Below are 26,500 nucleotides of genomic sequence, written 5' to 3' on the forward strand. Positions count from 1 at the left end.
AAACCAAAAATGTATATTCGCCCACTGAAATTAATTTAAAAATCATATGGCAGTTTTATCAAAAATTAGAGAACGTTCAATGTTCTTAATCATCATTATTGGATTAGCACTTTTTGCTTTTGTTTTAGATCCATCAACACTTGGTGATTTTTTCAATTCTAGTAAAGTAAATGAAGTTGGTGAGGTAGATGGAGAAGCTATTTCTAGACAAGAATTTGCTAATGAATTAGAAAGTTATAAACAACAAACTGGAGGTAGAGCTTCTGAAATGCAAGCAGCAAAAACTGTTTGGGATAACATCGTTAGAAAAAAAATATACAAGAGCCAATTAAATGAGGCTGGTATTACTATTGGTGAAGCAGATGTTTGGAACGAGGTTGTAAATGCACCTTTTGTACAAAACAATCCTCAATACCAGAATGAAGTTGGTTTGTTTGATGAAAATAAATTCAAGCAGTTTTTAGCAGATACTAAAGAAAATAATGAGCAATTATGGGCTCAATGGTCTTCTTATATGAATCAGGTTAGAGACAATGCAGAAACAAATACGTTTAACAACTTAGTAACTGCTGGTTTAGGAGCATCTTTGAAAGAAGGTGAAATGCAATATTTAGTAGACAATACTAAATTGAATGGGCAATTTGTTTATGTTCCTTACACTTCTATTGCAGATAGTTTAGTAAAATTAAAGAAGTCAGAAGTTGAAGCATACATCCAAGATCATAAAGATCAATTTCAAGTTGAAGCATCTAGAGATATTTCTTATGTTAAGTTTGATATTGCTGCTACTCCAGAAGATGAGCAAGCAATTATGTTAGATGTAGCTAGTTTAAAAGAAGATTTTAAAACTACAGATAACGATGTTTTGTTCTTGTCAGAAAATGATTCAGATACAGGTTTAAACTCAGGTTATATTTTTAAGAGTAATGTAAACACCCTTATTGCAGATGATTTATTTGCTGCAAATGAAGGTGATGTTGTAGGGCCGTATAAAGACTTAGATGCAATTAAATTATCTAAAATTACAGAGGTAGTTCAAATGCCAGATTCTGTAAAATCTAGTCATATTTTAATTCCGTTTGTTGGTGCTCAAAGAGTAGCTGCAGATGTAACTAGAACAGAAGAAGAAGCAAAACAATTAGCTGATAGTCTTTTAACAGTTGTAAAAAGAAGAAAAAGCAAATTTGCTGAGTTAGCTAAGGAATTTTCATCAGACCAAGGTTCTGCAGAGAAAGGTGGAGAATACGATTGGTATAATTACAATAGAATGACTCCTGCTTACAGAGATTTTACTTTTGAAGGTAAAGTAGGTGAAATGGAAGTTGTAAAATCACCTTTTGGATTCCATGTAATTAAAATTGATGATCAAAAAAATAAGCAGAAAGTTGTAAAGTTAGCAACATTTACTAAAAATATTGTTGCTTCTGAAGAAACTGAAAATGCTGTATTTAGACAAGCAGAAGAGTTTGCTTTAGCAGTATCTAAAGAAAATAACTTCTTTGATGCTGCAAAAGAAATGAATTATAACCCAAAACCAGCTGTTGGTTTAAAAGTTTTAGATGAAAACGTACCAGGAATTGGGAATCAAAGACAAATTGTTAGCTGGGCTTTTAATAATGAAACAGAAGTAAATGCTTTTAAACGTTTCGATTTAGAAGGTAGTCATGTAGTAGCATTTGTAACAGGTATAGAAGAAGAGGGTTTAATGTCTGTAAATAAAGCTACAAGTAGAGTAAGGCCAATCTTAATGAATGAGAAGAAAGCAGCATTAATTGCTGAAAAATTCAACGGTTCTGATTTACCAGAAATAGCAAAAGCTACAAGCACTAGTTTAAGAACTGCAAGTAACATCACTTTAAAAAGTCCTACTTTATCAGGAGTTGGTGTAGAGCCAAAAATTGTTGGAGCAATGTTTAATGCAGAAATAGGTAAACTATACAACAAGATAGAAGGTAATAGAGGTGTATTTGCTTTTAAATTAACTAGCAAAGAAGAGCCAACTGCTTTACCTAACTATGATGCAAGCAGAAAGCGAATTGCTGAAGCTAGAAAAAGACAAACATTTAAAATGTATGAAGCAATTAAAAAAGCTTCAGATGTAGAAGATAATAGAGCTTTTATGTACAGTAACTAATAAAGGCTAAAAGTTATAAAAGAAAATCCGTTCATTTCAGTGAACGGATTTTTTTTTGCTTAACTATTTTAGAAAAATTTATATAATTATAAGATAAAAAAAGCCTTTTTGAGAAATCAAAAAGGCTTTATACATTTTACGCTAAATGGGCTTACCCATTCATAGAGATTAAAAACTCATCATTATTTTTAGAGAACTTAATTCTTTCATTAATAAATTCCATTGCTTCTATAGGGTTCATATCAGCTAAATACTTACGTAAAACCCACATTCTTTGTACTGTTTTATCGTCTAATAATAAATCATCACGTCTTGTAGAAGATTTAATTAAATCAATTGCAGGATAAATACGTCTGTTAGAAATATTTCTATCTAACTGAAGCTCCATGTTTCCTGTACCTTTAAATTCTTCGAAGATTACTTCATCCATCTTAGAACCCGTTTCTGTAAGTGCAGTTGCAATAATGGTTAAAGAACCACCATTTTCTATATTTCTTGCAGCACCAAAGAAACGTTTTGGTTTATGTAAGGCATTTGCATCTATACCACCAGAAAGTATTTTACCTGAAGCTGGTGCAACAGTATTGTAAGCTCTTGCTAAACGTGTAATAGAGTCTAGTAGAATAACAACATCATGTCCACATTCTACCAAACGTTTTGCTTTTTCTAAAACAATGTTTGCAACACGTACATGCTTGTCTGCAGGTTCATCAAATGTAGAAGCAACAACTTCTCCACGAACACTTCTCTGCATATCTGTAACTTCTTCAGGTCTTTCATCTATCAATAATACAATTTGATAAACTTCAGGATGATTAGCAGCAATTGCGTTAGCCACATCTTTCAATAACATGGTTTTACCCGTTTTTGGCTGTGCTACAATCATACCTCTTTGACCTTTTCCAATAGGAGAAAATAAGTCGATAATTCTTGTAGATAAAGAAGAACCTTTTTCTGCTAAATTGAATTTTTCTTGAGGAAACAATGGGGTTAAATGCTCAAAAGAAACTCTGTCTCTTACCACATTTGGGTTTAAACCATTAATTTTTGATACTCTAATTAAAGGAAAATATTTTTCACCTTCCTTTGGTGGCCTTACATTACCTCTTACAGTATCTCCAGTTTTTAAACCAAATAATTTAATTTGTGATTGAGATACATAAATATCATCAGGAGATGATAAGTAATTATAATCTGAAGAACGTAAAAATCCATAACCATCAGGCATCATTTCTAAAACACCTTCACTTTCAATTATACCATCAAATTCAAAATCAGGATCTCTATATCTGTTGCCAGATTTATTATGATTTCTGTTAGAGTTGTTTTTGTCTCTATTCTGATTTTTGTTATTCTTTTGATTGTTATTGTTTCTTTGCTGATTGTTGTTGTTTCTTTGTTGATTCTTATGAACAGGTTTCTGCTCTTTATCTTTAGAATCTACTTTTTTCTCAGCAGGTTTACTTTTAGCAGGAGCAGTTTTGTCTGCTGCTTGAGAACTTTCTTTTTTTACCTCATTTTTAGGAGCTGTTTTAGCTTCATTTTTAGGTTCAGAAGTTTCCTTAGTTTCTTGAGTAGGTTTAGCAGGTGCTTTTTTAACCACTCTTTTTCTTTTAGGCTTTTCTGCTTTTGTAGTTTCTTCTGTGTTTTCTGTTTTTTTAGCTGAAGCAGGGTTGGCTGCTTGTGTATCTAGTATTTGGTATACTAAATCTAATTTTTTAAGTTGACTTGTTTTGGTAAGACCAATAGTCTTTGCAATTTTCTGCAGATCTGCAAGAGTTTTTGCTTTCAGTTCAGAAATTTCGAACATTTATATGATGATTAAGTTATAATGGATCTTAAAATTTTAAGATTTTTTTAAAAATTATTTTTGATTTTCTATCAATTGTATATAGTACTATACAATCTATTTTGTGCGGTTATTATATTACAAATATATACTTTTTTTTTCACTTGTAAGTTTTTCTTTTTTTAAAAAGAAATTCTATTTTTGCAATTCAACAATTAAGAATGATTCAAAGAATTCAAAGCATCTATTTATTTTTGGCCTCTATAGTTTCTGGAGGTTTAATTTTTGTATTTAATTTATGGAATACAATTAAAGAAAAAATTTTTGTTGTAGATTTGTTTTCAAGAGAGGCTATTACTGTTAAAGTAATTCCTTTTATGTTCTTAGCGTCTGCAATCTTATCATTGGTTGCAATATTTTTATTTAAAAATAGAAAATTACAATTTGTAATTGGGCGTATTATAATTTTGATAAACCTTTTTTTATTAGGCTTATTGATTTATTTATCTCTAAATTTATCTGGAGAAACAAATGTTTCTGAGAAAGGTATTGGGATGTTCCTACCGATTTTGGTTGTTTTGCTTATTGTTTTGGCAAATAAGGCTATTAAAAAGGATGAAGATCTTGTGAAATCTGTAGATAGATTACGATAATTCTAATAGGTAGTATATTTAGTGCGAAAAAAACCGAGATTTATTTCTCGGTTTTTTGCATTTTAGACCTCTAGTTATTTTATCATATTAAAATATCCTTCTATCTTTATCGAAAATTAAGTTAAAATTAAAGGGCTGATTATCAGTTTTTTAAATATTTGATATCCCCATAAATGGGGAGGCTTATCCCTATAAATGGGGATATCAAAATTTCACCATAAATAGGGATTGTGGTAAACCAATAACTACTTTAAATTTGTAATGTAACAATGAAACAAAAAATATACGTTCATGTAGCTGATGATCACAAAATATTAATAGAAGGGATTATAGCTGTAATAAATACCGACGATGATATAGAGATTAGTGGATATTCTCTTACAGGCAAGGAAGTAACAAATTGGTTTGAAGATAAAAATAACAAAGCTGATGTTCTAATTTTAGATATTACAATGCCAATCTTAGACGGTTTTGAAGTTCTTAAACATTTTAATAAAAACAAGATAGATCAGAAAGTAATTATCCTTTCTAGTTATGATGATATAAAAATCGTACAAGAAATGTTAAGCTTAGGTTGTAAAGGTTATATCACTAAAAATTATGCTGGTGAACATATTGTAAAAGCAATAAAGGCTGTAGCAAATGGAGATCAATATTTTAGTGATGATATTCAAAAAATTTTATTACAATCACTATCTAAAGAACATATACCTGAAGGCGATTTGCCTAATAAATTTTTATTAGAAACGCTAACAGAAAGAGAGTTAGATGTGTTAAGGTTAATAACAAAACAACTTAGCACACCTGAAATCGCAGACAAATTAAATGTGAGTGCTAGTACAATAGATTCTCACAGAAAAAAATTATTAAAAAAACTAAAAGTAAAAAATGCAGTAGGTTTAGCAATGTATGCCGTAAAAAATAAAATAGTGTAGCCCCCACACATTAAAATTTTCTTTAATCAAATAATATTGATTACCCCTATAAAGACTGTTTTAATTCCCTACACTTGTTACTAACCATGGTTACATTGCAATGCCTACCTTTTTTAAACATAAAAAGTAAATCCAAACATAAATAATTACCATGAAAACGATTAAATTAATTGCACTATTTGTAACTGGCTCGTTAACGCTAGTATCTTGTTCTTCAGATGAAACTTCATTAGAAGCTAACCAAAAAACAAGTTTATTAAAAACTTATAAAATTCAAAGAGATGCTTCAGGAGCTTATTCTTTAGATTTAAATTTATCTGATAATACTAAGGTTGATAATTTTATAAATTTAGAGGAGAATACCAAAGAGTATCTTTTGTCAGAGTCAGATACACAGTCTAAAAAACAATTATCAGATAATTTAATAATTGACAATACAAGTATGAAGGTTGCATTTGTAGATGCTGCAGCTTCAAAGACTGAGTATTTATATGTAGAGGATGATAATATTACTTTAAGCGCTAAGTCTAATAAAGTTAGAAGACTTAAGGATTATAGCATAGTTGGTGAAAGTGATGGTACTTATACTTTAGATTTTGTAGTTAAGAAGAATACTAATGTTACTTTTACTTTTAACGACGAGTTGCAGGCTTACGAAGTTCATTTAGAGAAAGATAAAAGAGCTTCTACAACAGAATTTTCAAGAACTTTAGAAAGGAATGAAGGGGAATTGTTAACTATCCATTTCGTAAACCATAAAGATGGTGGTTCTAATAAAGGATTTGAAGCTTTAATTAGAAAGCCTATTATAATTATTGACGATATTGTAGATTAATTTACTATTGACAAATTTTAATAGTCATTGAAAAATAAAATTTTAATACTTCTTGCTTTTTTTACCATATTAAAAGCATTTTCAGAAACAAAAAAAGAAACCTTTAATTATAAGGTTTCTTTTTTGCAATTTCAGGATGTTGATTCTACTAATCTCCAAAAATTTGCTTTAATCGAAAAGCAATATAAAGATAAAGATTACGAACAATCATTAGAAGGTGCTTTAATTTTGCTAAAATCTGATATTGACCCTCTATTGAGGTATAAAATTAACATGCATATTTCTGAAATATTTAGGGTTAATAACAATCACAAAAAGGCAATTGAATATCTTTTAAAATCCGTCGATATTTTTGAAAAATCGACTTCCTTAGATGGGCTATCCAGTCCTAAAGATGTTAAATATTTAGTTCAACCTTATTTTATGTTGGCTAATGAATATTTAAGATTAGAGCTTAAGGATTCAGCAAAAGTTTACTATGATAAAGTTCTTAATTTTAATGGGTCTAGTAAAGAGATAATGTCTTTTAAAGCGAAAACATCTTCTACGTTATCTGGTATTTATATGCAAGATAGCCTGTATAGTAAGGCTAAAGAATATGCTCAAGCAGCTATCACAATTCATCGTCAGTACAACAATAAAATTTCAGAATCTGCAGCACTTGGTAATTTGGCGAGTATCTACTTAAGTCAAAATGAGTTTAAAAAATCTAAAAGTATTTATGAGGAAGCTCTCGATTTAATTAAGCATGAAGGAGGTGATAGAGCTCTAAGAATTAAACAACAATTATATTATAACTTAGCTTACAACCTTTATAAACTTGAAGATCATGAAGCTTATAAAGCTCAAGAGGAATCATATAATTTAAAAGATGCTCAGAGAGACAAAGAAATAAGGAGGATTATTGAAAATTTAGAGAAAAAATACAATTTTGATATTGAAAAAGAATATTTTCTAGAACAGGCAAAAAATAAACGTTTAGAAGAACAAAGAATTTTTTGGGGTGTAGCCATTGCCTGTTTATTAATAATTTTTTCTTTGATTTATGTTATCAAGTTAAATAACTTAAAACAGAATAATTTAGCGTTAAAATTATCGGAAACTAAGCTACTGCAGAATCAGCAGATAGATAAAATAAAATCAGAAACACAGGTTAGAATTTTAAATGCTACTATTGATGGTAAAGAGTCAGAACGAAAACAAATTGCAGAAACCTTACATGATAGTGTGAGTGCCTTGTTATCCTCTGCAAATTTGCACCTACAAGCAACAAGAAAACAGTTTAATGGGAGTACACCTGTAGAAATAGATAAAACTCAGCAAATTATTATTGAGGCCTCTCATAAAATAAGAGACCTTTCACATACATTGGTGTCTTCTGTGTTACTAAAATTTGGGCTGAACTTCGCAGTTAAAGAAATCGCATCAAAATATTCAAATTCTGAGCTGGTAATTGAAACAGATATTCAAAATATTCAGAGGTATCATCAAAATTTTGAAATTAAAGTTTATAATATTATTAGTGAATTTATCAATAATATTTTAAAACATAGTAGAGCTAAAAGAGCATTAATAACTATAATAGAGGAAAATGGTAGACTTTTTATTACCATTCAAGATAATGGAGTAGGTTTTGATAAAACTAAAATCAACGAAAAAAATGGTTTAGGACTAAACCAAATTGATGCTAGAATTCAAATTATGAAAGGTTATTTTAATATAGATTCTTCTAAGAAAAAGGGCACAAAAATTAGTATAGAATTACCTGTTATTGAACGTGAAATTATGACCCACGTTTAGCCAATTCTATTACTTCCATATTTTCTATTTTACCTGCATTTAATTCAAAGCGAAGCATGGTTCTAATTTTATGAAAACCATGATTACCAGCTGCACCAGGGTTAAGATGTAATAAGTTCAATTTTTTATCAAAAACCACTTTTAAGATATGAGAATGGCCTGCTATAAAGATTTTAGGAGGGTTTCTATTTATCTCTTCTCTAATTCTTTGATTGTACTTATAAGGATAACCACCAATGTGAGTCATCCAAACTGCAACTTCTTCAACTGTAAATTTTGCATCTAAAGGAAATTCAGCTCTAGCATTTTTATCATCTATATTACCATACACAGCACGTAAAGGTTTATACATTTTTATAGCATCTGTAACCTCTAAATTACCTATATCTCCTGCATGCCAAACTTCATCAGCCTGCTTTACAAATTTTAAGATTTGATCATCTATATAACTATGTGTATCAGAAAGTAAAAGTATTTTTTTCATCAATAGGTAATCTTAAGAAAATTTTAAGTGGGCATTGTACATCAAAAGTAAGTATAACAAAATAAATTCCGTAATTTTGAATGTTCGAAAAACACATATTCTTGAGGTATTTTATTGAGCTTTCTTATAATGGAAAAAACTATCATGGCTGGCAAATTCAGCCAGATGTAATTTCTGTACAAGAAAGATTAAATGCTGCATTAAGTACTATTTTTCAGCAAGAAATTTTGGTGGTTGGAGCAGGTAGAACAGATACAGGAGTTCATGCATCTCAAATGTTTGCACATTTTGATATTGATCAAGAAATTAAAGGCGATTTTGCTTTTAAGCTAAACTCAATTTTACCAAAAGATGTAGTAGTTTATAAAGTGTTTTTGGTGAATGATGAAAAACATGCAAGATTTGATGCTGTTTCTAGAAGTTATGAGTACAAAATTTGGTTAGGTAGAAACCCGTTTTTACTAGATTTTTCTTGGCAAATACATTCACAAAAGCCTGATGTAAATCTTATGAATTCAGCAGCAAAGTTGCTTTTAGACTATACAAATTTTCAGACCTTTTCTAAGGTAAAAACAGAGGTGTACACTTTTAATTGTGATGTAACAGCTGCATTTTGGATACAAAAAGGAGAAGAGCTTACTTTTCATATATCAGCAAATAGGTTTCTTAGAAACATGGTAAGAGCTATTGTAGGCACATTGTTAGATGTTGGTTTTGGTAAAATATCAATTGATGATTTTAAGGAAATTATAGAAAGTAAGAATAGAGGAAATGCAGGATTATCAGTACCAGCAAAAGGATTATTTTTAACACAAATAAAATATTAAGGTTTGGCAGAGAATTCAGGGAATGCTTTTGATATGAAGATTTTTAAAAGATTAATGTCTTTTGCAAAACGTTACAAACTATATTTTTTTATAGCATCATCTTCCACAATTTTACTAGCACTGTTTTCTGTATTATCACCTTACATTTTAATTAACACAGTAGATGACTACATCTTAACAAAAGATAGAGAAGGTTTATTGAATTACACTATGCTAATGCTTGGTGTTTTGTTAATTGAAGTTGTTTTACAGTTTACCTTCATCTATTTTGCAAATTGGGTTGGGCAACATATTATTAGAGATATAAGAGCTAAAATATTCAGACATATTTTACAGTTCAAAATGTCTTATTTTGATAAGAATTCTGTTGGTAAACTGGTAACAAGGGTAGTTTCTGATATTGAAACTATTGCCGCATTTTTTAGTAATGGTGTATTTACAATTTTAAGTGATATTCTAAAGATGTTTGCTGTAACAGTAATAATGCTAATTCTAAATTGGAAACTAGCATTAATTACTTTACTTATTTTACCCATCTTAATTTATGCAACTAAATTGTTTCAAGTTGCTATTAAAGTTACGTTTCAGGAGGTAAGAAATCAGGTAGCTAATTTAAATGGATTTGTTCAAGAGCGAGTTACAGGAATGAAAATTGTACAGCTTTTTAATAGAGAAAAGATAGAATACCAAAACTTTAAAGAAATCAATCAAAAGCACAAAAAAGCCTACGTAAAAGCTATTTGGTATTACTCTGTGTTTTTTCCTATTGCAGAAATTTTATCATCTATAGGTATAGGTTTAATTGTTTGGTTTGGTGGAGGACAAGCAATACAGAACTCTGGAATAACTGTAGGTATGATTATGGGTTTCATACAATTTGCACAAATGTTATTCAGGCCTTTACGTCAAATTGCAGATAAATTTAATCAATTACAAATGGGTATTGTTGCAGGTGAACGTGTTTTTAAAGTAATTGATACAGAAAGCACTATTGATAAAAACGGAACAATTTTAGCTAAAAATCTTGAGGGTAATATTTCTTTTGATAAAGTTAGATTTAGTTATGTTAAAGATGAAGAAGTGCTAAAAGGCATTTCTTTAGATGTTAAAAGCGGACAAACCATAGCCATTGTTGGAGCAACTGGTGCAGGTAAATCAACCATAATAAACTTAATTAATCGTTTTTATGAAATTGATTCTGGAACAATTGCTGTTGATGGTGTTTCTGTAGATCAGTATGATTTAGAAAGTTTAAGAGATCAGGTTGCTATTGTATTACAGGATGTTTTTCTGTTCTCAGATTCTATTTTAAATAATATCACATTAAAGAATAATAGTATTACTGAGCAAGAAGTAGAAGAGGCAGCAAAACAAATTGGTATTCATGATTTTATAGCATCTCTTCCTGGAGGTTATCATTACAATGTTAAAGAAAGAGGAGCTATGTTATCTTCAGGTCAAAGGCAATTAATAGCCTTTTTACGAGCTTATGTAAGTAAACCAAGCATTCTAATTTTAGACGAGGCTACATCATCTGTAGATTCTCATTCAGAGCAAATGATTCAGTATGCTACAGAAACTATTACAAAAGGCAGAACTTCAATTGTTATTGCACATAGATTAGCAACTATAAAGCAAGCAGATAAAATTATTGTAATGGATAAAGGTTTGATTGTAGAAGAAGGTTCGCATTCAGAATTATTACAAAAACAGAATGGTTATTATAAGAATTTATATGATAAACAATTTAGCTTAGACAAAGCATCTTAGCTTACGTTAAATCATTTCTTAGTTTTTCATTAAGTTCTTCTTGAGTAGCATATAAAACAAATTCACCATCTTTTATATAAGAAATTTCGCCTGTTTCTTCAGATACTAAAATACAAACTGCATCTGTTTTTTCGCTTACACCAACTGCAGCTCTGTGTCTTAGCCCAAATCTAGCAGGAATTTTAGTACTATCTGAAATTGGTAAAACAACTCTGGTTGCCACAACATAATTGTCTCTAATTATAGTTGCTCCATCATGTAAAGGACTGTTTTTGTAAAAGATACTCTCTAAGATTACTTCATTAACAAGAGCGTTCATAGAATCTCCAGTGTTTATTAAAAAGTCTAAACTATTGGTTCTTTCAATAACAATTAAAGCACCAGTTTTAGATTTAGACATGTTGCTGCATGCCTTCAGAATTTTTTCTGTATCTATTTCTGATGTTATTTCTGATTGTAAAAATTTTAATTGTTTAAAGAAGCTTTTTTTATTCGAGAAATTTGTGGTTCCAATCATCAACAGGAACTTTCTAATTTCTTGCTGAAACACAATAATAAGGGCAATAACTCCACCAGAAAGTAAGTAGCCAAGAATACCACTTAACATTTCCATTCGTAAAGCTTGGGTAATTTTCCAAATTAAAAAGATTAAAGCTATACCTATAAATATATTTATAGCTACTGTACCTTTTAATAATTTGTAAATGTAATAAAGTAGAATAGCTACTAATAAAATATCTAGCACATCTAAAAAAGAGAAATCTACAAAATCTAACATGTAAAAGAATTCATTTAAGTAAAAGTACTAATTAATTTTAGTAGTGCAATACAGGGTTAATATCAGTTTCGTTTTAGTCTATAATCAAATGAGGAACATCATCTAAGTTCCAATCAATGACTAAGCCACCAGCTAAAGATTGTGCAATCTCTTTGCCATATAAAAGTTCAGATAAATATAAGGCAGCTTCAAACGATTTTGCACCACCAGCAGAAGTTATGTATTTATCATCATGCACAAATAAAACATCTTTTCTAATGTCTAAAAGAGGAAATAAAGTTCTCATTTTATCAATATCTGAAGGAAAAGTTGTAGATACAGCTTCGTTAAGTAATCCTGCTTTAGCCAAAACAAAAGCACCATCACAATGTGAGGTTATGTATAAAGCTTCTTCATCAACTTTCTTTATAAAGTAAAGCATTGCTGTATCTTCTAAATCAGTATCTAGATGATGTTCTGCAGAAGGAACAACAAGAATATCAATTTTGGGCAGAGAGTCTGTGAGATAATTAAAATCTGGTAAAATACGAACACCCTCAAAGGTGGTAATTGGTTCTTTGGTATTAGCTACAGTAAAAACATTCATAGCTTTAATGTTTTCCCTGTATTTTGTATGTTGAAAAATATCAAAAGGTGCAGTAAACTCTGTATTAAAAGTACCATCCATAATTAAAAAAGCAACATTATATCTACCTTCAATTATTTCAAGAGTATAACCTGTAGTTTTTGGCTCTTCAGTTTTCTTTGCAGTACAATTAAATAGTAATAATATAGTAAGAAGTAAGGTTGTAAATTTCATGAAACAAATATTAAAGCCACAATATAAAGCATAAAAAAAACTTTCTGTGAAGAAAGTTTTTTTTTATAGAGTAAGAATTGATTTAAATAAGCTCTTTTTCTTTTAAAGCTTCATCTAAATTAACTTTGATATACTTATGACTTTTAAAAAAATACTTACCGTTTTTAAGCTGAATTGTAGCTTCTATTTTTCCGTCTTTTTTTTCTTTTAAATTGGTTATTTCAACTTCTTGATTTACCACATTTTTGTAGGTAGCAATTCCACCTCTTTTAATGATAAAGTTCTTTCTTGGAAACTTAATATGCTCATAATTATTCATTTTAACTTCACCAATCGTAAAAGTGTCACCTACTTTAACTTGATCACTAGAAGTTTGAGAATAATTAGAAAATGACAAAAAACAACACATTAAGAATGTAAAAATTGTAGTTTTCATAATTTTAGATTTATAAATTTATAGATACAAAAATAAAATATTTTTAAAATATTTTTAAAAGATTTTAAAATTATATGTAAACTCTGTGTTTTTATGTAATGAATCACTTTCATTAGAATAAAGTATAAATTTTTCTTTTAGAAGAAATCTTCAGCTAACTTTTTGTAGATTTATAACAATATATAATTATAAATATGAAAGCAAAGTTATTTTTATTTTTAGTAGGATTTTTTACACTATTATCTTGCAATCAAGAAACTGAGAAAGTTGAAAAAAAAGACACCTATGTTGTTGATAATTACACAAAGAAAGAGGTAGATATAATAATGAGAGATGGGGTTAAATTACACACTACCATTTACACCCCAAAAGATACTTCTAAAGAGTATCCTATATTAATGCAAAGAACACCTTACAGTTCAAGACCTTATGGAGAAGGAAAAATGAAAACCAAAATTGGGCCTAATGTTCATTTAATGAAAGAGGGTAACATTGTGGTTTATCAAGATGTAAGAGGTAGATGGATGAGTGAGGGTGTTTATGATAATATGCGTGCTTACATTCCTAACAAAGCAGAAAATCAATCAGATGAAGTTTCAGATACTTATGATACTATAGATTGGCTTATTAATAATGTAGAAAATAATAATGGTAAAGTGGGTACTTGGGGTATATCTTATCCTGGGCATTATGCAACAATTTCTACTATAGATGCACATCCTGCTTTAAAAGCAGCTTCTCCTCAAGCCTGTATTGGAGATTTTTTCTTTGATGATTTTCATCATAATGGAGCTTTTCTATTGAGCTATTTTAGAGCCATTTCTTTATTTGGTACTTACAAAGACACACCTACAGATTCTGCTTGGTATTCTTATCCGAAAATGAATAGCCAAGATCAATATCAATTTTTCTTGGATAAAGGTCCTCTAAAAAACTTAAACGAATATTTTCAATATGACAAGTTAGATGTAAATACTACAGCTTCTAAAGATAAAATAGACGATTTCTTTTGGAAAGAAATTGTAGAACATCCAAATTACGATTCAGTTTGGCAAAGTAAAGGTATCATTCAGCATTTAGATAAAGTGCCAAGTACAGTAGCAACTATGATTGTTGGTGGGTGGTTTGATGCAGAAGATTTATATGGCCCTTTAGAAACTTATAAAGGCATAGAAAAAAACGGAGAAGGGAATTATAATACTATGGTTTTTGGACCTTGGGATCATGGAAAATGGTCTAGAAATACAGTAAGAAATACTGTAGGTAATTATTATTTTGGAGACTCTATTTCTTTGAAATTTCAATCAGAAATAGAAACTAAATTCTTTAACCATTTCTTAAAAGGTGAAGGAGATAAAAATTCTGGCTTGCCAGAAGCTTATGTATTTGATTCTGGAAGAAAAGAATGGAAGTCTTACGATTCTTGGCCACCTAAAAATGTGGTAAAACAAGATTGGTTTTTATCTGAAGATCAAGAACTAACTAATGGTAAAAAAGGAACTAAAGGTATAAGTTTTATTAGTGATGTTAAAAGACCTGTACCTTATTCAGAAGATATTAAAACCGTTTTTACTCCAAGAAAATATATGACAGATGATCAACGTTTTGCAGCAAGAAGACCAGATGTATTAGTTTTTGAAACTGATGTTTTAACTGAAGATTATACACTTGCAGGTGATATTTTAGCAAAGCTGAAAGTGGCTACAACAGGTACAGCTGCAGATTGGATTGTTAAGGTTATAGATGTACATCCTTCAGATGTAGAAGAAGATAATGAAACTTTACAAGACCATCTTAAAATGAGCAACTATCATTTAATGGTAAGAAGTGAAGTTTTAAGAGGACGATTTAGAAATAGTTTCGAAAACCCTGAGCCATTTAAACCAAATAAAAAGACAGCTGTAAATATAAAATTACAAGATGTTTTTCATACGTTTAAAAAAGGACATAAAGTTCAAATTCAGGTGCAAAGCACCTGGTTTCCTTTAATAGATTTAAATCCTCAAACTTATGTAGATAATATTTATAAAGCAGATGAAGCTGATTTTAAAACTCAAACACATACTGTTTTTACAGATTCAAGTATCGAGTTTTCAGTATTAAAATAACCTATGAAACCATTTTTGATTATTGTTTTTACTTTAACATTCATGCAGAGTTTTTCTCAAGATTTTAAAGATTATCAATGGAAAAATAGGGTGTTAATAGTATCTACAAATAATGAGAAAGGAATTGAATTTCAAAAGCAAATTAATCTTTTAGAAAATCTAGATCAGGAGTTAAAAGAAAGAAAATTAATTGTTTATCAAATTATTGATAATAAATATAAGTTGAATTTTACAGAAAGTTATAAATTATTAAACTCTAGCTCTAAGAAATACGTAAGTACTAAAGACGGTTTACAAGTTCTATTGATTGGTTTAGATGGAGGAATTAAACTGAAGCAAAACTCGATTTTAACCGCTGAAAAGCTGTTTGCAATCATAGATGGTATGCCAATGAGAAAACGTGAACTTAGAAAAAATAGGTAAGACCATTAATGGGTGAAAAATTAATTTATGGAATTCAGCAAATAGGAATTGGAGTAAAAAATGCAGAAAATGCTTTTAAATGGTATGCACAAAATTTAGGTGCAGACGCACTTATTTTTGATGATAGCAATGAAGCTACACATATGGCAAAATATATGGGTGGAAAAGCAAGGAGTAAAAGAGCATTGCTAGCTCTAAATATGCAAGGTGGAGGAGGTTATGAAATTTGGCAATATAAAAATAGAACGCCTTCTGCTGCAGAAAATACATTTCAGTTAGGAGATTTAGGCATTCACTTTCCTGTTATAAAATCTAATAACATTTCTAAAAGTTATGGAGTTTTGCAAGCTAAAAATGTTAGAATTCTATCTGATATTGTAATAGAGCCAGATCAGCAAAAGTCATTTTATATTAAAGATCCATTTGATAATATTCTCAAAATAAAAGAATACCCAAAGTTCTATGCTAATCATAAAAAATCTATAGCAGGTATTTTTTCTGCAGTAATTGGTGTTTCTGATATTGATGAATCTTTAAATTTATATTCAGAAGTTTTAGGATATGATCAAATTATCTATGATAAAACTTCAATTTTTGATGATTTAAAGTCATTAAATAATGGTAATAAAAGGTTTAGAAGAATTTTGCTAAGTCATTCAGAAAAAAGAATTGGAGGTTTTTCTAAGCTGTTTGGAGAAAGTCAAATAGAATTGATTCAGGCTATCGAAAACAAACCCAATAAAATTTTTCAAAACAGATTTTGGGGAGATTTGGGTTACATTCACTTATGTTTCGATATAAAAAACATTACACAATTGGCAGAAGAATGTAAGAGAGCAGGAGTGCCTTTTCAAGTTATGAGTGGTGAGTCTTTTGATATGGGAGATGCAAATGGTCATTGGGGTTACATAGAAGATTTTGATGGAACTTTAATCGAGTTTATAGAAACTAACAAAGTTCCTTTAATTAAAAAATTAGGGTTGTACATCAATTTAAGAAATAGAGATCCTAAAAAGCCATTACCAAATTGGATGATTAAAGCCATGAATTTAAAACGAGTCAAAAAGTTCAAAGAATAATTTATCTTGTAATCGAATAACATTAAGAATATGGATTTTGATATTATAATTATTGGAGCAGGTTTGTCTGGTATAGGTGCTGCTTGTCATCTAGAGCGAAAAAATTCTGATAAATCTTATAAAATTTTAGAAGCTAGAGAAGAAATTGGAGGTACTTGGAGTTTATTTAAATATCCAGGAATACGTTCTGATTCTGATATGTATACTTTTGGTTATTCTTTTAAAACCTGGGATGATGATAAGTCTTTTGCAGATGCACCATCCATTTTAAAATATTTAAATGAAGCTGCAGAAGAGTACAATGTAAAACAACATATTTCATTTAGTCAAAAAGTAGTTCATTACAATTTTGATACCTCATTAAATTTATGGACAATTACTGCTATAAACCCAATTACCAAAGAAGAAACGCAATATACTTCTCAATATATTTTTAATGCTAGTGGATATTACAATTATGATACTGGCTACATACCCAATTTTAAAGGTTTTGAGAACTTTAAAGGTAAATTTTTACATCCTCAAAAATGGAATACAGATTTAGATTATAGAAACAAAAAAGTAGTTGTTATTGGAAGTGGAGCAACAGCTGTAACAATTGTACCAAAAATTGCAGATGATGTAGAGAAAGTGACTATGTTACAAAGGTCTCCTACTTATATAGCAGCTCTGCCAAATAAAGATAAGGTAGCAAAATTTATAAAAAGAATATTGCCAAGTAAAATGGCACACACAACTGTAAGAGGTAAAAATATCTTAGCAGATATGTTGTTTTATAATTTGTGCAGAAAATTTCCTAAAACAATGAAAAAGGTTGTTTTAAAAGGAATTAAAAAAGAGTTAGGAGATTTTCCTTTAGAGCCTCATTTTTCTCCAGACTATAAACCTTGGGATCAACGTTTTTGTTTGGTTCCAGATGGTGATTTTTTTAAAGCCATCAAAAAAGGAAAAGCTTCTGTAGAAACTGATACTATAGAAACATTTACAGAAAATGGAATTTTATTAAAATCAGGAAAATTATTAGAGGCAGATATCATAATAAGTGCAACAGGGTTAAAATTATTGCCTTTTGGAGGAGCTAATATCTCTTTAAACAATAAGCCTTTCGATATTACAAAGCAATTTATATATAAAGGTTTAATGTTAAGTGAATTGCCTAACTTTTTTGTTTTTGCAGGGTATACAAATGCTTCTTGGACCTTAAAAAGCGATTTAACAAGCGAGTATATTTCTAGAATGTTAAAATATCTAGATAATAACAATTATAAATCAGTTCATGCAAGAGTTACTGAAGAAAATTTAGGAGAACTTCCTTTAATCAACTTAGATTCTGGATATATTCATAGAGCAAAAGATATTCTCCCAAAACAAGGAGACCAATTTCCTTGGAGGCTTTACCAAAATTATATTTTAGATTATAAAGTATTGCGTTTAAACGCTATAAAAGATAAGAGGTTATTGTTCAATTAAACAGTAATAGATTATTTTTGTAGCATGTTTAAACCTAGAGTTCCTTTAGAAGAAGATGATTTTTATTTAAATGAAAAAGGCTACAAAGTCTTTACTGAAAAATTTCATTTAAAAAGAGGTTACTGCTGTAAAAGTGGGTGTAAGCATTGTCCTTATGGATATGATAAAAGAACAGATAGTTTTAAATAATAAAAATTGCGAAGTATGAAGAAGTTTATATTGGTATTGATAGTTGCATTTCAGTTTTCTGGTTGTGCAGAATTACAACAAGTTGTAAATAACTTACCTAATAATGTAGGTTTAAGTCAAGAGCAAATAGGTAATGGTTTAAGGCAGGCATTAGATAATGGTATAGAACATCAAGTTGCAAAACTTACATCTAAAGATGGTTTTTACAGAAATCAATTGGTAAAAATTTTACTTCCAGAAGAATTACAAGCAGTAGATAAAGGTTTGCGTAAAATTGGTTTAAGTAATTTGGCAGATGAAGGTATAAAAGTACTTAACAGAGCTGCAGAAGATGCTGTTAAAACAGCTACGCCTATATTTGTAAACGCAGTTAAAGAAATTACTTTTAATGATGCTAAAAATATACTTTTAGGCGATAAAAATGCTGCAACAAGTTATCTTCAATCAAAAACTAGCCAAAGTTTATATAACAGTTTTAGCCCAGTAATAGACAATTCATTTTCTAAAGTTGGTGCAGATAAAGTATGGAGTAACTTAATTACCAGGTATAATTCTATTCCATTTGTAAAAAAGGTAAATCCAGATTTAACTGGTTATGTAACCAATGAAGCTTTAAAAGGAGTTTTTACAATGATAGAAATAGAAGAAAAAGGAATCCGAGAAAAAGTTGGGTTAAGAAATACAGCGCTTTTAAGGCAAGTATTTGCTTTACAAGACAATAGGTAAAACGATTAGCTGCTCTGTATAGTTTTTATATAGGTATTCTTAACATAGATTTTGTAATTCTAGTTGTAAATTTACGACTTAGATATAAGGACTATTAAAAATTACCTATGAAAAACTTACTAATTACTTTTATTTTTTTATTCACGTTTATAGCAAGTGCTCAGCAAACTGTAGAAGATGATTTTGAAGGAAATGGAACAATCTCTACATGGTTTGGAGATGGTGCCAATATTAACGCACAATTTAACAATCCTTATAAAGAATCTATAAACACCTCTAATACTGTTTTAAAGTACGAAGATGTTGGTGGGCAATATGCTAATATTAGATTTCAATTAGATGAAAAGTTTGATTTATCTGAAGACTATACCTTCACTTTTAAAATTTACGTTCCTTTAATTGGTATTACAGGTTCACAGAACAATCAAGTTTCGCTTAAACTACAAAATGGCGATTTAAATGAACCTTGGAGTACACAAACCGAAATTATAAAGTCAATTACCTTAAATCAGTGGCAAACAGTAACTTTCAATTTTAAAGATGATAGCTATATCAATCTAAATCCAGGTTCTGCTGCTCCAATTAACAGATCCGATTTTAATAGAGTAGTTATTCAAATTAATGGCGAAGATAATACTGATAGAGTAACTGCTTATATAGATGATTTTTTATATGATGGAACCATAGCTGGAGATACTAGTGATGAACCTGTTTTTGATAATTTAGTTTGGTCTGATGAATTTGATGGGCAAACAGGTGTTGTTACAGATTTAGATAATTCTAAATGGTTTAAACAAACCTATCCTATTATTAATGGTCAATCTTGGGCAAATGGAGAAATTCAGCATTATACAGATAGAGTAGATAATTCTTATGTTAGTAATGGTACTTTAAAAATTTTGGCTAAAAAGGAGACCTATTCAAATAATGGAGTGACTAAAAATTATACTTCTGCAAGATTAAATTCTAAATATGCTTTTACTTACGGTAAGGTAGAAATTAGAGCAAAAATGCCATTTGGTGTAGGTACTTTTCCTGCATTATGGATGCTTGGTCAAAACATTACAGAAACTGGTGGCTATTGGGCTGCTACAAAAGGTACCACTGGTTGGCCAGATTGTGGAGAAATAGATATTATAGAACATTGGGGAGATAATCAAGATTTTGTGCAAAGTGCTTTGCATAATAGATCTAGTTTTGGAGGAACTGTAAATAAAGGAGGTAGAAGTATTAGTAATGCCTCTTCAGAATTTCATGTATATACTTTAGAGTGGTCTGCAACAAAAATGACGTTTAGTGTAGATGGTATTGTGCATTATGTTTATAATCCAGAGAATAAGAATATAGAAAATTGGCCATATGATGCTCCTCAATACCTTTTATTAAATGTTGCTATTCTTCCTAACATTACAGCAGGATTTTCTGAAAGTGCTATGGAAGTAGATTATGTAAGAGTATATCAAGAATCACAAAGCTTAAGTACAGAAGATAATAATATTAAAAACCAAGCTTTAAGGGTTTATCCTAATCCTTCAAATGATTTGATCACAGTAGATTTGGGAAACGTAAATACAAAAGGTGATTTAAACCTATATAATATTGCAGGTAAAAGAATTCATACTTTTTCTCAAAATACACAATCGAAAACTCATAATATTTCTTTCTTATCCAAAGGAGTGTATTTTTTACAGGTAGCCACTAGTAATGATTCTAGAGTAATTAAGCTAATTAAAAACTAGTAAAGGTTGTAATTTATTTATTATAAGATAATTACGGGTTGCAGGGTTAATAAATTTTTCATAGATTTATAGGAATTAACCCTCAAATCGCCATGTATTACCAAATTCAATTCCAAAATTATAAACGGCATCTTCAAGATAGATATGTAAACTTGATAGAGAAATCTAACAATTACAGATTTGTTGATGAAGCCAAAAGTGATTTGGCCGCTTTTAAAGCAATGAAATTACTCGAAAAAATAAATCAAGTAAATTATCTAGACAGAGAATTGGTTATCTAAGTTAAAGAAGTACGTAATTCTTTAAAATAATCGAAAGCTTGTAATAGTCTAGAGCCATACCAAGAGAAGTATTCTCCATCAACTAATATTACTTTTACATCTTTAAACATGTTTTCTAAACCTTGAATATCTTTATCTTTAAAAGGATAAGGTTCTGAAGATAGCAACAGTAATTCTGTATCATGTTTCAAATTGTTTAGATCAATTTCAGGATATCTTTTTTGATCTTCATAGCTATTACAAAAGTTATTTACTGAAAGTAAATGATGGATGAAAGTTCCATTTGCAGCAACCATCCATGGATTTTTCCAAATAAAATAAGCTACATTAATAGTAGGTTTATTTTTTGTAAAAGCTCTAAAATCAGTTAGTTTAGTATTAATTTTATGGGCTAAGTCGTTTGCTTTTGTTTTTCTTTGAAAGATAGCTCCATATTGATGTATCAGATTTAAAGTATCTTGAATAGTAACAATATTAGATACATGAACAGTAGCAATATCTCTGCAAGTTTCTACTATTTCTTTAGTGTTTTCCTCTTTATTACAAAGAATAATATCTGGTTGTAGCGATTTAATTTTATCAAAATAAACATTCTTAGTGCCACCAACAATGGTTTTTGATTTTCTTAATCTAGAAGGGTGCACGCAAAACTTGGTAATACCAACAATGGAATTTTCCAAACCTAAATCAACCAAAAGTTCAGTTAAACTAGGTACTAAACAAACAATTCTAGTAGGCGTTTTTTGCAATTCAAACTTGTTATCCATTTGGTCTTTGAACTGCATTATTTCTATTTTAGAATTTCTTCCATTTGTTGCTGTAGTTCTTCTGCTTTAAGAGCAGCTGCATTTGCAAAATCTTCATTTTTAGAAGCGTAAATTATTCCTCTAGAAGAGTTGATAAGTAAACCAACATTCTCTGTTAAACCATATTTACAAACATCCTGCAAATTACCTCCTTGTGCACCAATACCAGGTACTAATAAAAAGGCTTCAGGTACAATTTTTCGAATCTCAGCAAAATATTCAGCTTTTGTAGCTCCTACAACATACATTAAATTTTCTGAATTGTTCCAGTTTTTAGATGTTTCTAAAACCTGTTTGTATAGCTCTTTATTATCAATTTTTTGAGTTTGAAAATCAAAAGCGCCTTCATTAGAAGTTAAAGCCAACATAATTGTATGTTTATCTTTAAAAGCTAAAAATGGCTCAACTGAATCTTTACCCATATAAGGTGCAACAGTTACAGAATCAAAAGCTAAATCTTCTAAAAATGCTTTTGCATACATGGTAGATGTATTGCCAATATCACCTCTTTTTGCATCAGCAATTGTATAAATTTCTGGATGTTTCTCATTCAGGTAATTAATTGTTTTTTCTAATGATTTCCAACCTTTTAATCCATAGGCTTCATAAAATGCAGTATTTGGTTTGTAGGCAACACATAAATGATGAGTGGCGTCTATAATTGCTTTATTAAACTCAAAAATAGGATCTTCTTTTACTAATAAATGAGAAGGAATTTTATTCAAATCAACATCTAAACCAATGCATAAAAATGATTTTTTTTGATTTATTTGTGATATAAGTTCGGCTGTTGTCATTAGTTTTGCTTAAAGTGATACAAAAATACTATTTTTAACGGGTAACATTTGTAAGATCTTAATTTTTTAAAAGACAAATTTTAGATGAAAAGAGTATTCTTATTAGTTTTTATAGTGTTTATAGCTTGCAATAAAGAGGAACCAACCACGTTTTCTGAAGCTGCAAATCTAGAAATGCTTATTGGTGTAGATGGTTCTAAGATTACTTTAAGAGAAGTTCTTTATAAACATAAAGGCAAAAAAATATTGATAGATGTTTGGGCTTCTTGGTGTAAAGATTGCATTGTAGGTTTCCCAAAAGTAAATCAACTTCAAAAAGAATTTCCAGATGTAACTTATTTGTTTTTATCTACCGATTTTAGCAAGCCTTCTTGGAAAAAAGCGATTCAAAAATATAAAATTAAAGGTGAGCATTACAATTTGCCTAAAGGTATGAACGATGGTGATTTTGTAAATTTCATTAACCTTTCTTGGCTGCCTACTTATATGGTAATTGATGAGGAAGGGGAAATAGCGTTGTTCAAGGCTATAAATGCTACAGATAAAAATATTAGAAATGCCTTAGAGGAAAATTAAGGAAACGTTTTAGTAACTATTTTGTATTTAAAACAATATTTACAGATCATTTCTTAATTTTACAATAGATATAAATACATACTCATGAGAAAAAAAATAGTAGCAGGTAACTGGAAAATGAATAATGATTTAGCAGAAACAAAGTCATTAATTAATGGTATTCAGAACGAAATAGAAAACCTTGAATTAGATAATACAAGAGTAATTGTTTCTCCTTCTTATGTAAATTTATCTTTAGCACTAGAATTAACTTCAGCAAATAAAATTGAGGTTGCCTCACAAAACATGCATCAAGCAAAAAGCGGTGCTTTTACAGGCGAAGTTTCTGCAGATATGTTAAAATCTGTTGGTATTAAATCTGTAATTATTGGTCATTCTGAAAGAAGACAATATTTTAATGAAACAGATGCTTTATTAGCAGAGAAAATGAATACTGTCTTAGCAAATGAGTTAGAGGCCATTTTTTGTTTTGGAGAACTTTTAGAAGATAGAAAATCTGGTAATCATTTTAAAGTGGTAGAAAGCCAATTGCAAAATGCTTTATTTCATTTAGAGGCAAAAGATTTTTCGAGTATTGTTTTAGCTTATGAACCTGTTTGGGCTATTGGTACAGGAGAAACAGCAAGTCCTGAGCAAGCACAAGAAATGCATGCTTTTATCAGAAAAACACTTGCTGAAAAGTACAATCAAGAAGTTGCAGATTCAGTATCAATCTTATATGGAGGAAGTGTAAAGCCTGCAAATGCAGAAGAAATATTCTCTAAAGAAGATGTAGATGGTGGTTTAATTGGTGGAGCATCTTTAAAACCAGCAGACTTTGCAGCCATAATTAAGGCAATTTAAACACAGCAAAAACACATATTTTAGTATAAAACCAATAAATTTGCATCAAGATTAAATTTTGATGCATTTTTTATTATGGATAATATATATATCGAATATACTTTTACAATAACACCAAAAGAACCAGCTTCAGAAATTTTAATTGCAGAATTGGGTGCTGTAGGTTTTGAAAGTTTTGTAGAAACTGAAAATGGTTTGGTAGCATACATTCAGAAGGATGATTACAATACATCTATTTTAGAGGATATTTATATTTTAAAATCAGATGAATTTTCTATTTCTTATGCAAATAAGGAAGTAGCTCAAACTAATTGGAATGCAGAGTGGGAGAAGAATTTTACACCAATTCAAGTAAATGATTTGGTTAGTATAAGAGCACCTTTTCATGAGAATCCAAATTTAGCGTACGATATTGTCATAGAACCAAAAATGAGTTTTGGAACTGGTCATCATGAAACTACACATATGATGATTCAACATTTATTAGAACTTGATTTAAAGAATAAAAAAACTTTAGACATGGGTTGTGGAACTGGAATTTTAGCAATTTTTGCAGAAATGAAAGGAGCAAACCCTATAGACGCTATAGATATAGATAATTGGTGCTATGAGAATTCTATAGAGAATGTAAAGCGCAATAAATGCTCAAATATTAGCGTTTTTGAAGGTGATTCCTCTTTGTTAACTGACAAAACTTATGATGTAATTATAGCCAACATCAACAGGAATATTTTATTGAGTGATATGAAAACATATACAAATTGTTTAAATGAAAAAGGAGTTTTATTATTAAGTGGTTTTTATAAAGAAGATATTACTATTATAGATGATGAAGTTTCTAAGTTTAATTTAAAGTTAGAAAAAACTATAGAAAGAAATAATTGGGTTGCTTTAAAATACAATAAATTGTAATTTTGAAAACATGAGTACTAAAGAAAAAATTCAGGAAGAAGTAGACGTCTTAGAAAAAGAAGTTTTTCAGCATGAAATTGTTTTACATAATGATAATGTAAATACATTTGACTTTGTTATTGAATCTTTAATAAACGTTTGCGATCATACCCTAGAGCAAGCAGAACAATGTACTATATTAGTTCATTATAAAGGAAAATGTACAGTAAAATCTGGTGAGTTTAAAGATTTAGAGCCAAGATGTTCTAAATTATTACAATTAGGTTTATCTGCAGAATTGGTATAAGTATGGAAAATGTTCTAAAATATTATGAGTTTTCTGAGTTTAAAAAAGACAATTCAGAAGCTTTTTCAAATAACGAGATTGCATATACTGAGTTGAATGAAACTCATTATTTAATTTTTGAGAAAGAACTAGATCAGTATAATTTATACGTTTCTAAATATAATTCTAGAAGTGAGATTGGTTTTAAAAAACCACTAATTCTGGAATTACTTGTTTCTAATTATGATAAAAGTAAACCAGAACATAGACTAGCTATAAAACAGTATTTAAACTAAAGATATAAAATAAAGAAGCTCATAAATTTAATATTTATGGGCTTCTTTATGAATAACTATAAAGTTATTCTTCCTTTATAAACTCTTTAACCATACCATAGATTATAGTGTCTTTATCGTTATTTATTTCTCTCCATTTTAAAACTTTTACAAAAGCCTTATTCCCATCTTTATCAAAAATTTCATCAATAGAATTTAGTTCATTACCAGTAATGGCTACAACTAAATCTTTTTCATAGTAAGCCTGTGCATACTTGTCACCAAACATGTCAAAATTATCTTTTCCAATATGAGAATAAATATCATAAGAGAATAAGTGTCCTAAATGTTTTACATAAGCAGGGTTTACATACTGAATTATAAAACGATTACCACGTTTTAATTTTTGCCAAACAGGTAAAGGAAAACCTTGGTAAGTTCTATTAAAAATGATCATGTTCTTCTTAAGAGTTATACTTTTCTCTTTAAGTTTTACGACCTCAATTTTTACATTTTGATTTTCTGTTCTTAAAAAATAAGTGGAAGTTGTTAAAAACAGTAAAGAGACATATGTAATTATTTTATGTTTCTTCTCTAAATCTGATACTTTAAAAAATATTGATTGCGCCTTAAAACCTATTTTATTCATAACAACAGGGGTATAAATTATTAAAAAAAAACTGGTTGACGTGTTTTGATAAATAACATTCTAAATATACTAAAAATTGTTTAAACAGTTTTAATACTTAAAATACTTATAAAACTAGATTT

The 26,500-nt window shown here is 29.3% G+C and carries 27 protein-coding genes; 19 read left to right on the forward strand and 8 right to left on the reverse strand.

Annotated features, from left to right (window positions below):
* Window positions 1–46: 46 nt before the first annotated feature.
* Complete coding sequence (locus LPB302_RS11925) at window positions 47–2,134, forward strand: peptidylprolyl isomerase (RefSeq protein WP_053973338.1); 2,088 nt, start codon at window positions 47–49, stop codon at window positions 2,132–2,134.
* Between the two features lie 151 nt (window positions 2,135–2,285).
* On the opposite strand, the gene rho is transcribed toward LPB302_RS11925, so the two are convergent.
* Window positions 2,286–3,944 (reverse strand): transcription termination factor Rho, encoded by a 1,659-nt coding sequence (gene rho / locus LPB302_RS11930; RefSeq protein ID WP_053973337.1) that lies wholly within the window; start codon window positions 3,942–3,944, stop codon window positions 2,286–2,288.
* Window positions 3,945–4,144: 200 nt separating this feature from the next.
* On the opposite strand from rho, the gene LPB302_RS11935 reads away from it, so the two are divergent.
* From LPB302_RS11935 to LPB302_RS11950, 4 genes are all read left to right on the forward strand, one after another.
* Window positions 4,145–4,576 (forward strand): DUF4293 domain-containing protein, encoded by a 432-nt coding sequence (locus LPB302_RS11935; protein WP_053973336.1) that lies wholly within the window; start codon window positions 4,145–4,147, stop codon window positions 4,574–4,576.
* A gap of 269 nt (window positions 4,577–4,845) precedes the next feature.
* The gene (locus tag LPB302_RS11940; RefSeq protein WP_053973335.1) at window positions 4,846–5,511 is read left to right on the forward strand and encodes a response regulator; all 666 of its coding nucleotides are present in this window, start codon (window positions 4,846–4,848) and stop codon (window positions 5,509–5,511) included.
* 151 nt (window positions 5,512–5,662) lie between these two features.
* Window positions 5,663–6,346: a hypothetical protein gene (locus LPB302_RS11945; protein ID WP_053973334.1), complete on the forward strand. Its 684-nt coding sequence runs from the start codon at window positions 5,663–5,665 to the stop codon at window positions 6,344–6,346.
* A 27-nt stretch (window positions 6,347–6,373) separates the two neighbouring features.
* Window positions 6,374–8,146 (forward strand): tetratricopeptide repeat-containing sensor histidine kinase, encoded by a 1,773-nt coding sequence (locus LPB302_RS11950; protein WP_231658697.1) that lies wholly within the window; start codon window positions 6,374–6,376, stop codon window positions 8,144–8,146.
* On the opposite strand, the gene LPB302_RS11955 is transcribed toward LPB302_RS11950, so the two are convergent.
* Complete coding sequence (locus LPB302_RS11955; protein WP_053973333.1) at window positions 8,130–8,630, reverse strand: metallophosphoesterase family protein; 501 nt, start codon at window positions 8,628–8,630, stop codon at window positions 8,130–8,132. The genes LPB302_RS11950 and LPB302_RS11955 overlap by 17 nt on opposite strands.
* Before the next feature lie 101 nt (window positions 8,631–8,731).
* On the opposite strand from LPB302_RS11955, the gene truA reads away from it, so the two are divergent.
* Window positions 8,732–9,457, forward strand: a complete 726-nt coding sequence (gene truA / locus LPB302_RS11960; RefSeq protein WP_053973332.1) for a tRNA pseudouridine(38-40) synthase TruA — start codon at window positions 8,732–8,734, stop codon at window positions 9,455–9,457.
* Window positions 9,458–9,460: 3 nt separating this feature from the next.
* Window positions 9,461–11,227, forward strand: coding sequence for an ABC transporter ATP-binding protein (locus LPB302_RS11965; RefSeq protein WP_053973331.1), 1,767 nt, complete (start codon window positions 9,461–9,463; stop codon window positions 11,225–11,227).
* 1 nt (window position 11,228) lies between these two features.
* On the opposite strand, the gene cdaA is transcribed toward LPB302_RS11965, so the two are convergent.
* The 3 genes from cdaA to LPB302_RS11980 all read right to left on the reverse strand — a co-directional run bounded on the left by cdaA (window position 11,229) and on the right by LPB302_RS11980 (window position 13,240).
* Window positions 11,229–12,005, reverse strand: a complete 777-nt coding sequence (cdaA, locus tag LPB302_RS11970; RefSeq protein ID WP_053973330.1) for a diadenylate cyclase CdaA — start codon at window positions 12,003–12,005, stop codon at window positions 11,229–11,231.
* Window positions 12,006–12,078: 73 nt separating this feature from the next.
* Window positions 12,079–12,804, reverse strand: coding sequence for a DJ-1/PfpI family protein (locus tag LPB302_RS11975; RefSeq protein ID WP_053973329.1), 726 nt, complete (start codon window positions 12,802–12,804; stop codon window positions 12,079–12,081).
* Between the two features lie 82 nt (window positions 12,805–12,886).
* The gene (locus tag LPB302_RS11980; RefSeq protein ID WP_053973328.1) at window positions 12,887–13,240 is read right to left on the reverse strand and encodes a hypothetical protein; all 354 of its coding nucleotides are present in this window, start codon (window positions 13,238–13,240) and stop codon (window positions 12,887–12,889) included.
* Between the two features lie 194 nt (window positions 13,241–13,434).
* Here LPB302_RS11980 and LPB302_RS11985 point away from each other — a divergent pair, with 194 nt between their 5' ends.
* From LPB302_RS11985 to LPB302_RS12015, 7 genes are all read left to right on the forward strand, one after another.
* Window positions 13,435–15,348 (forward strand): CocE/NonD family hydrolase, encoded by a 1,914-nt coding sequence (locus LPB302_RS11985; protein WP_053973327.1) that lies wholly within the window; start codon window positions 13,435–13,437, stop codon window positions 15,346–15,348.
* Window positions 15,349–15,351: 3 nt separating this feature from the next.
* Window positions 15,352–15,771, forward strand: coding sequence for a DUF4174 domain-containing protein (locus tag LPB302_RS11990; protein WP_053973326.1), 420 nt, complete (start codon window positions 15,352–15,354; stop codon window positions 15,769–15,771).
* Between the two features lie 8 nt (window positions 15,772–15,779).
* Window positions 15,780–16,850, forward strand: a complete 1,071-nt coding sequence (locus LPB302_RS11995; RefSeq protein WP_053973325.1) for a VOC family protein — start codon at window positions 15,780–15,782, stop codon at window positions 16,848–16,850.
* Between the two features lie 30 nt (window positions 16,851–16,880).
* On the forward strand, window positions 16,881–18,320 hold the full coding sequence (locus LPB302_RS12000; RefSeq protein WP_082329759.1) for a flavin-containing monooxygenase: 1,440 nt from the start codon (window positions 16,881–16,883) through the stop codon (window positions 18,318–18,320).
* Between the two features lie 24 nt (window positions 18,321–18,344).
* Window positions 18,345–18,509, forward strand: a complete 165-nt coding sequence (locus tag LPB302_RS12005) for a C1orf53 family protein (protein WP_176966472.1) — start codon at window positions 18,345–18,347, stop codon at window positions 18,507–18,509.
* Window positions 18,510–18,524: 15 nt separating this feature from the next.
* A complete protein-coding gene (locus LPB302_RS12010; protein WP_053973323.1) occupies window positions 18,525–19,235 on the forward strand; it encodes a DUF4197 domain-containing protein in 711 nt (236 codons plus the stop codon).
* A 107-nt stretch (window positions 19,236–19,342) separates the two neighbouring features.
* A complete protein-coding gene (locus tag LPB302_RS12015; protein WP_053973322.1) occupies window positions 19,343–20,974 on the forward strand; it encodes a family 16 glycosylhydrolase in 1,632 nt (543 codons plus the stop codon).
* 277 nt (window positions 20,975–21,251) lie between these two features.
* Here LPB302_RS12015 and LPB302_RS12020 read toward each other — a convergent pair whose 3' ends face one another.
* Window positions 21,252–22,040 (reverse strand): ABC transporter substrate-binding protein, encoded by a 789-nt coding sequence (locus LPB302_RS12020; protein ID WP_053973320.1) that lies wholly within the window; start codon window positions 22,038–22,040, stop codon window positions 21,252–21,254.
* 5 nt (window positions 22,041–22,045) lie between these two features.
* A complete protein-coding gene (pyrF, locus tag LPB302_RS12025; RefSeq protein WP_053973319.1) occupies window positions 22,046–22,858 on the reverse strand; it encodes an orotidine-5'-phosphate decarboxylase in 813 nt (270 codons plus the stop codon).
* Between the two features lie 84 nt (window positions 22,859–22,942).
* On the opposite strand from pyrF, the gene LPB302_RS12030 reads away from it, so the two are divergent.
* The 5 genes from LPB302_RS12030 (at window position 22,943) to LPB302_RS12050 (ending at window position 25,750) form a co-directional block, all read left to right on the forward strand.
* Complete coding sequence (locus LPB302_RS12030; RefSeq protein WP_053973318.1) at window positions 22,943–23,434, forward strand: TlpA family protein disulfide reductase; 492 nt, start codon at window positions 22,943–22,945, stop codon at window positions 23,432–23,434.
* Window positions 23,435–23,518: 84 nt separating this feature from the next.
* Window positions 23,519–24,277, forward strand: coding sequence for a triose-phosphate isomerase (tpiA, locus tag LPB302_RS12035; RefSeq protein WP_053973317.1), 759 nt, complete (start codon window positions 23,519–23,521; stop codon window positions 24,275–24,277).
* A gap of 75 nt (window positions 24,278–24,352) precedes the next feature.
* Window positions 24,353–25,189, forward strand: a complete 837-nt coding sequence (gene prmA, locus LPB302_RS12040; RefSeq protein WP_053973316.1) for a 50S ribosomal protein L11 methyltransferase — start codon at window positions 24,353–24,355, stop codon at window positions 25,187–25,189.
* A gap of 10 nt (window positions 25,190–25,199) precedes the next feature.
* Window positions 25,200–25,475, forward strand: a complete 276-nt coding sequence (locus LPB302_RS12045; RefSeq protein WP_053973315.1) for an ATP-dependent Clp protease adaptor ClpS — start codon at window positions 25,200–25,202, stop codon at window positions 25,473–25,475.
* A 2-nt stretch (window positions 25,476–25,477) separates the two neighbouring features.
* Window positions 25,478–25,750, forward strand: a complete 273-nt coding sequence (locus LPB302_RS12050; RefSeq protein ID WP_053973314.1) for a hypothetical protein — start codon at window positions 25,478–25,480, stop codon at window positions 25,748–25,750.
* Between the two features lie 64 nt (window positions 25,751–25,814).
* Here the strand turns inward: LPB302_RS12050 and LPB302_RS12055 are convergent, their stop codons facing one another.
* The gene (locus LPB302_RS12055) at window positions 25,815–26,378 is read right to left on the reverse strand and encodes a hypothetical protein (RefSeq protein WP_053973313.1); all 564 of its coding nucleotides are present in this window, start codon (window positions 26,376–26,378) and stop codon (window positions 25,815–25,817) included.
* Window positions 26,379–26,500 lie beyond the last annotated feature (122 nt).

Origin of the sequence: Polaribacter dokdonensis (assembly GCF_024362345.1) — a bacterium.
Lineage (GTDB): Bacteria > Bacteroidota > Bacteroidia > Flavobacteriales > Flavobacteriaceae > Polaribacter > Polaribacter dokdonensis.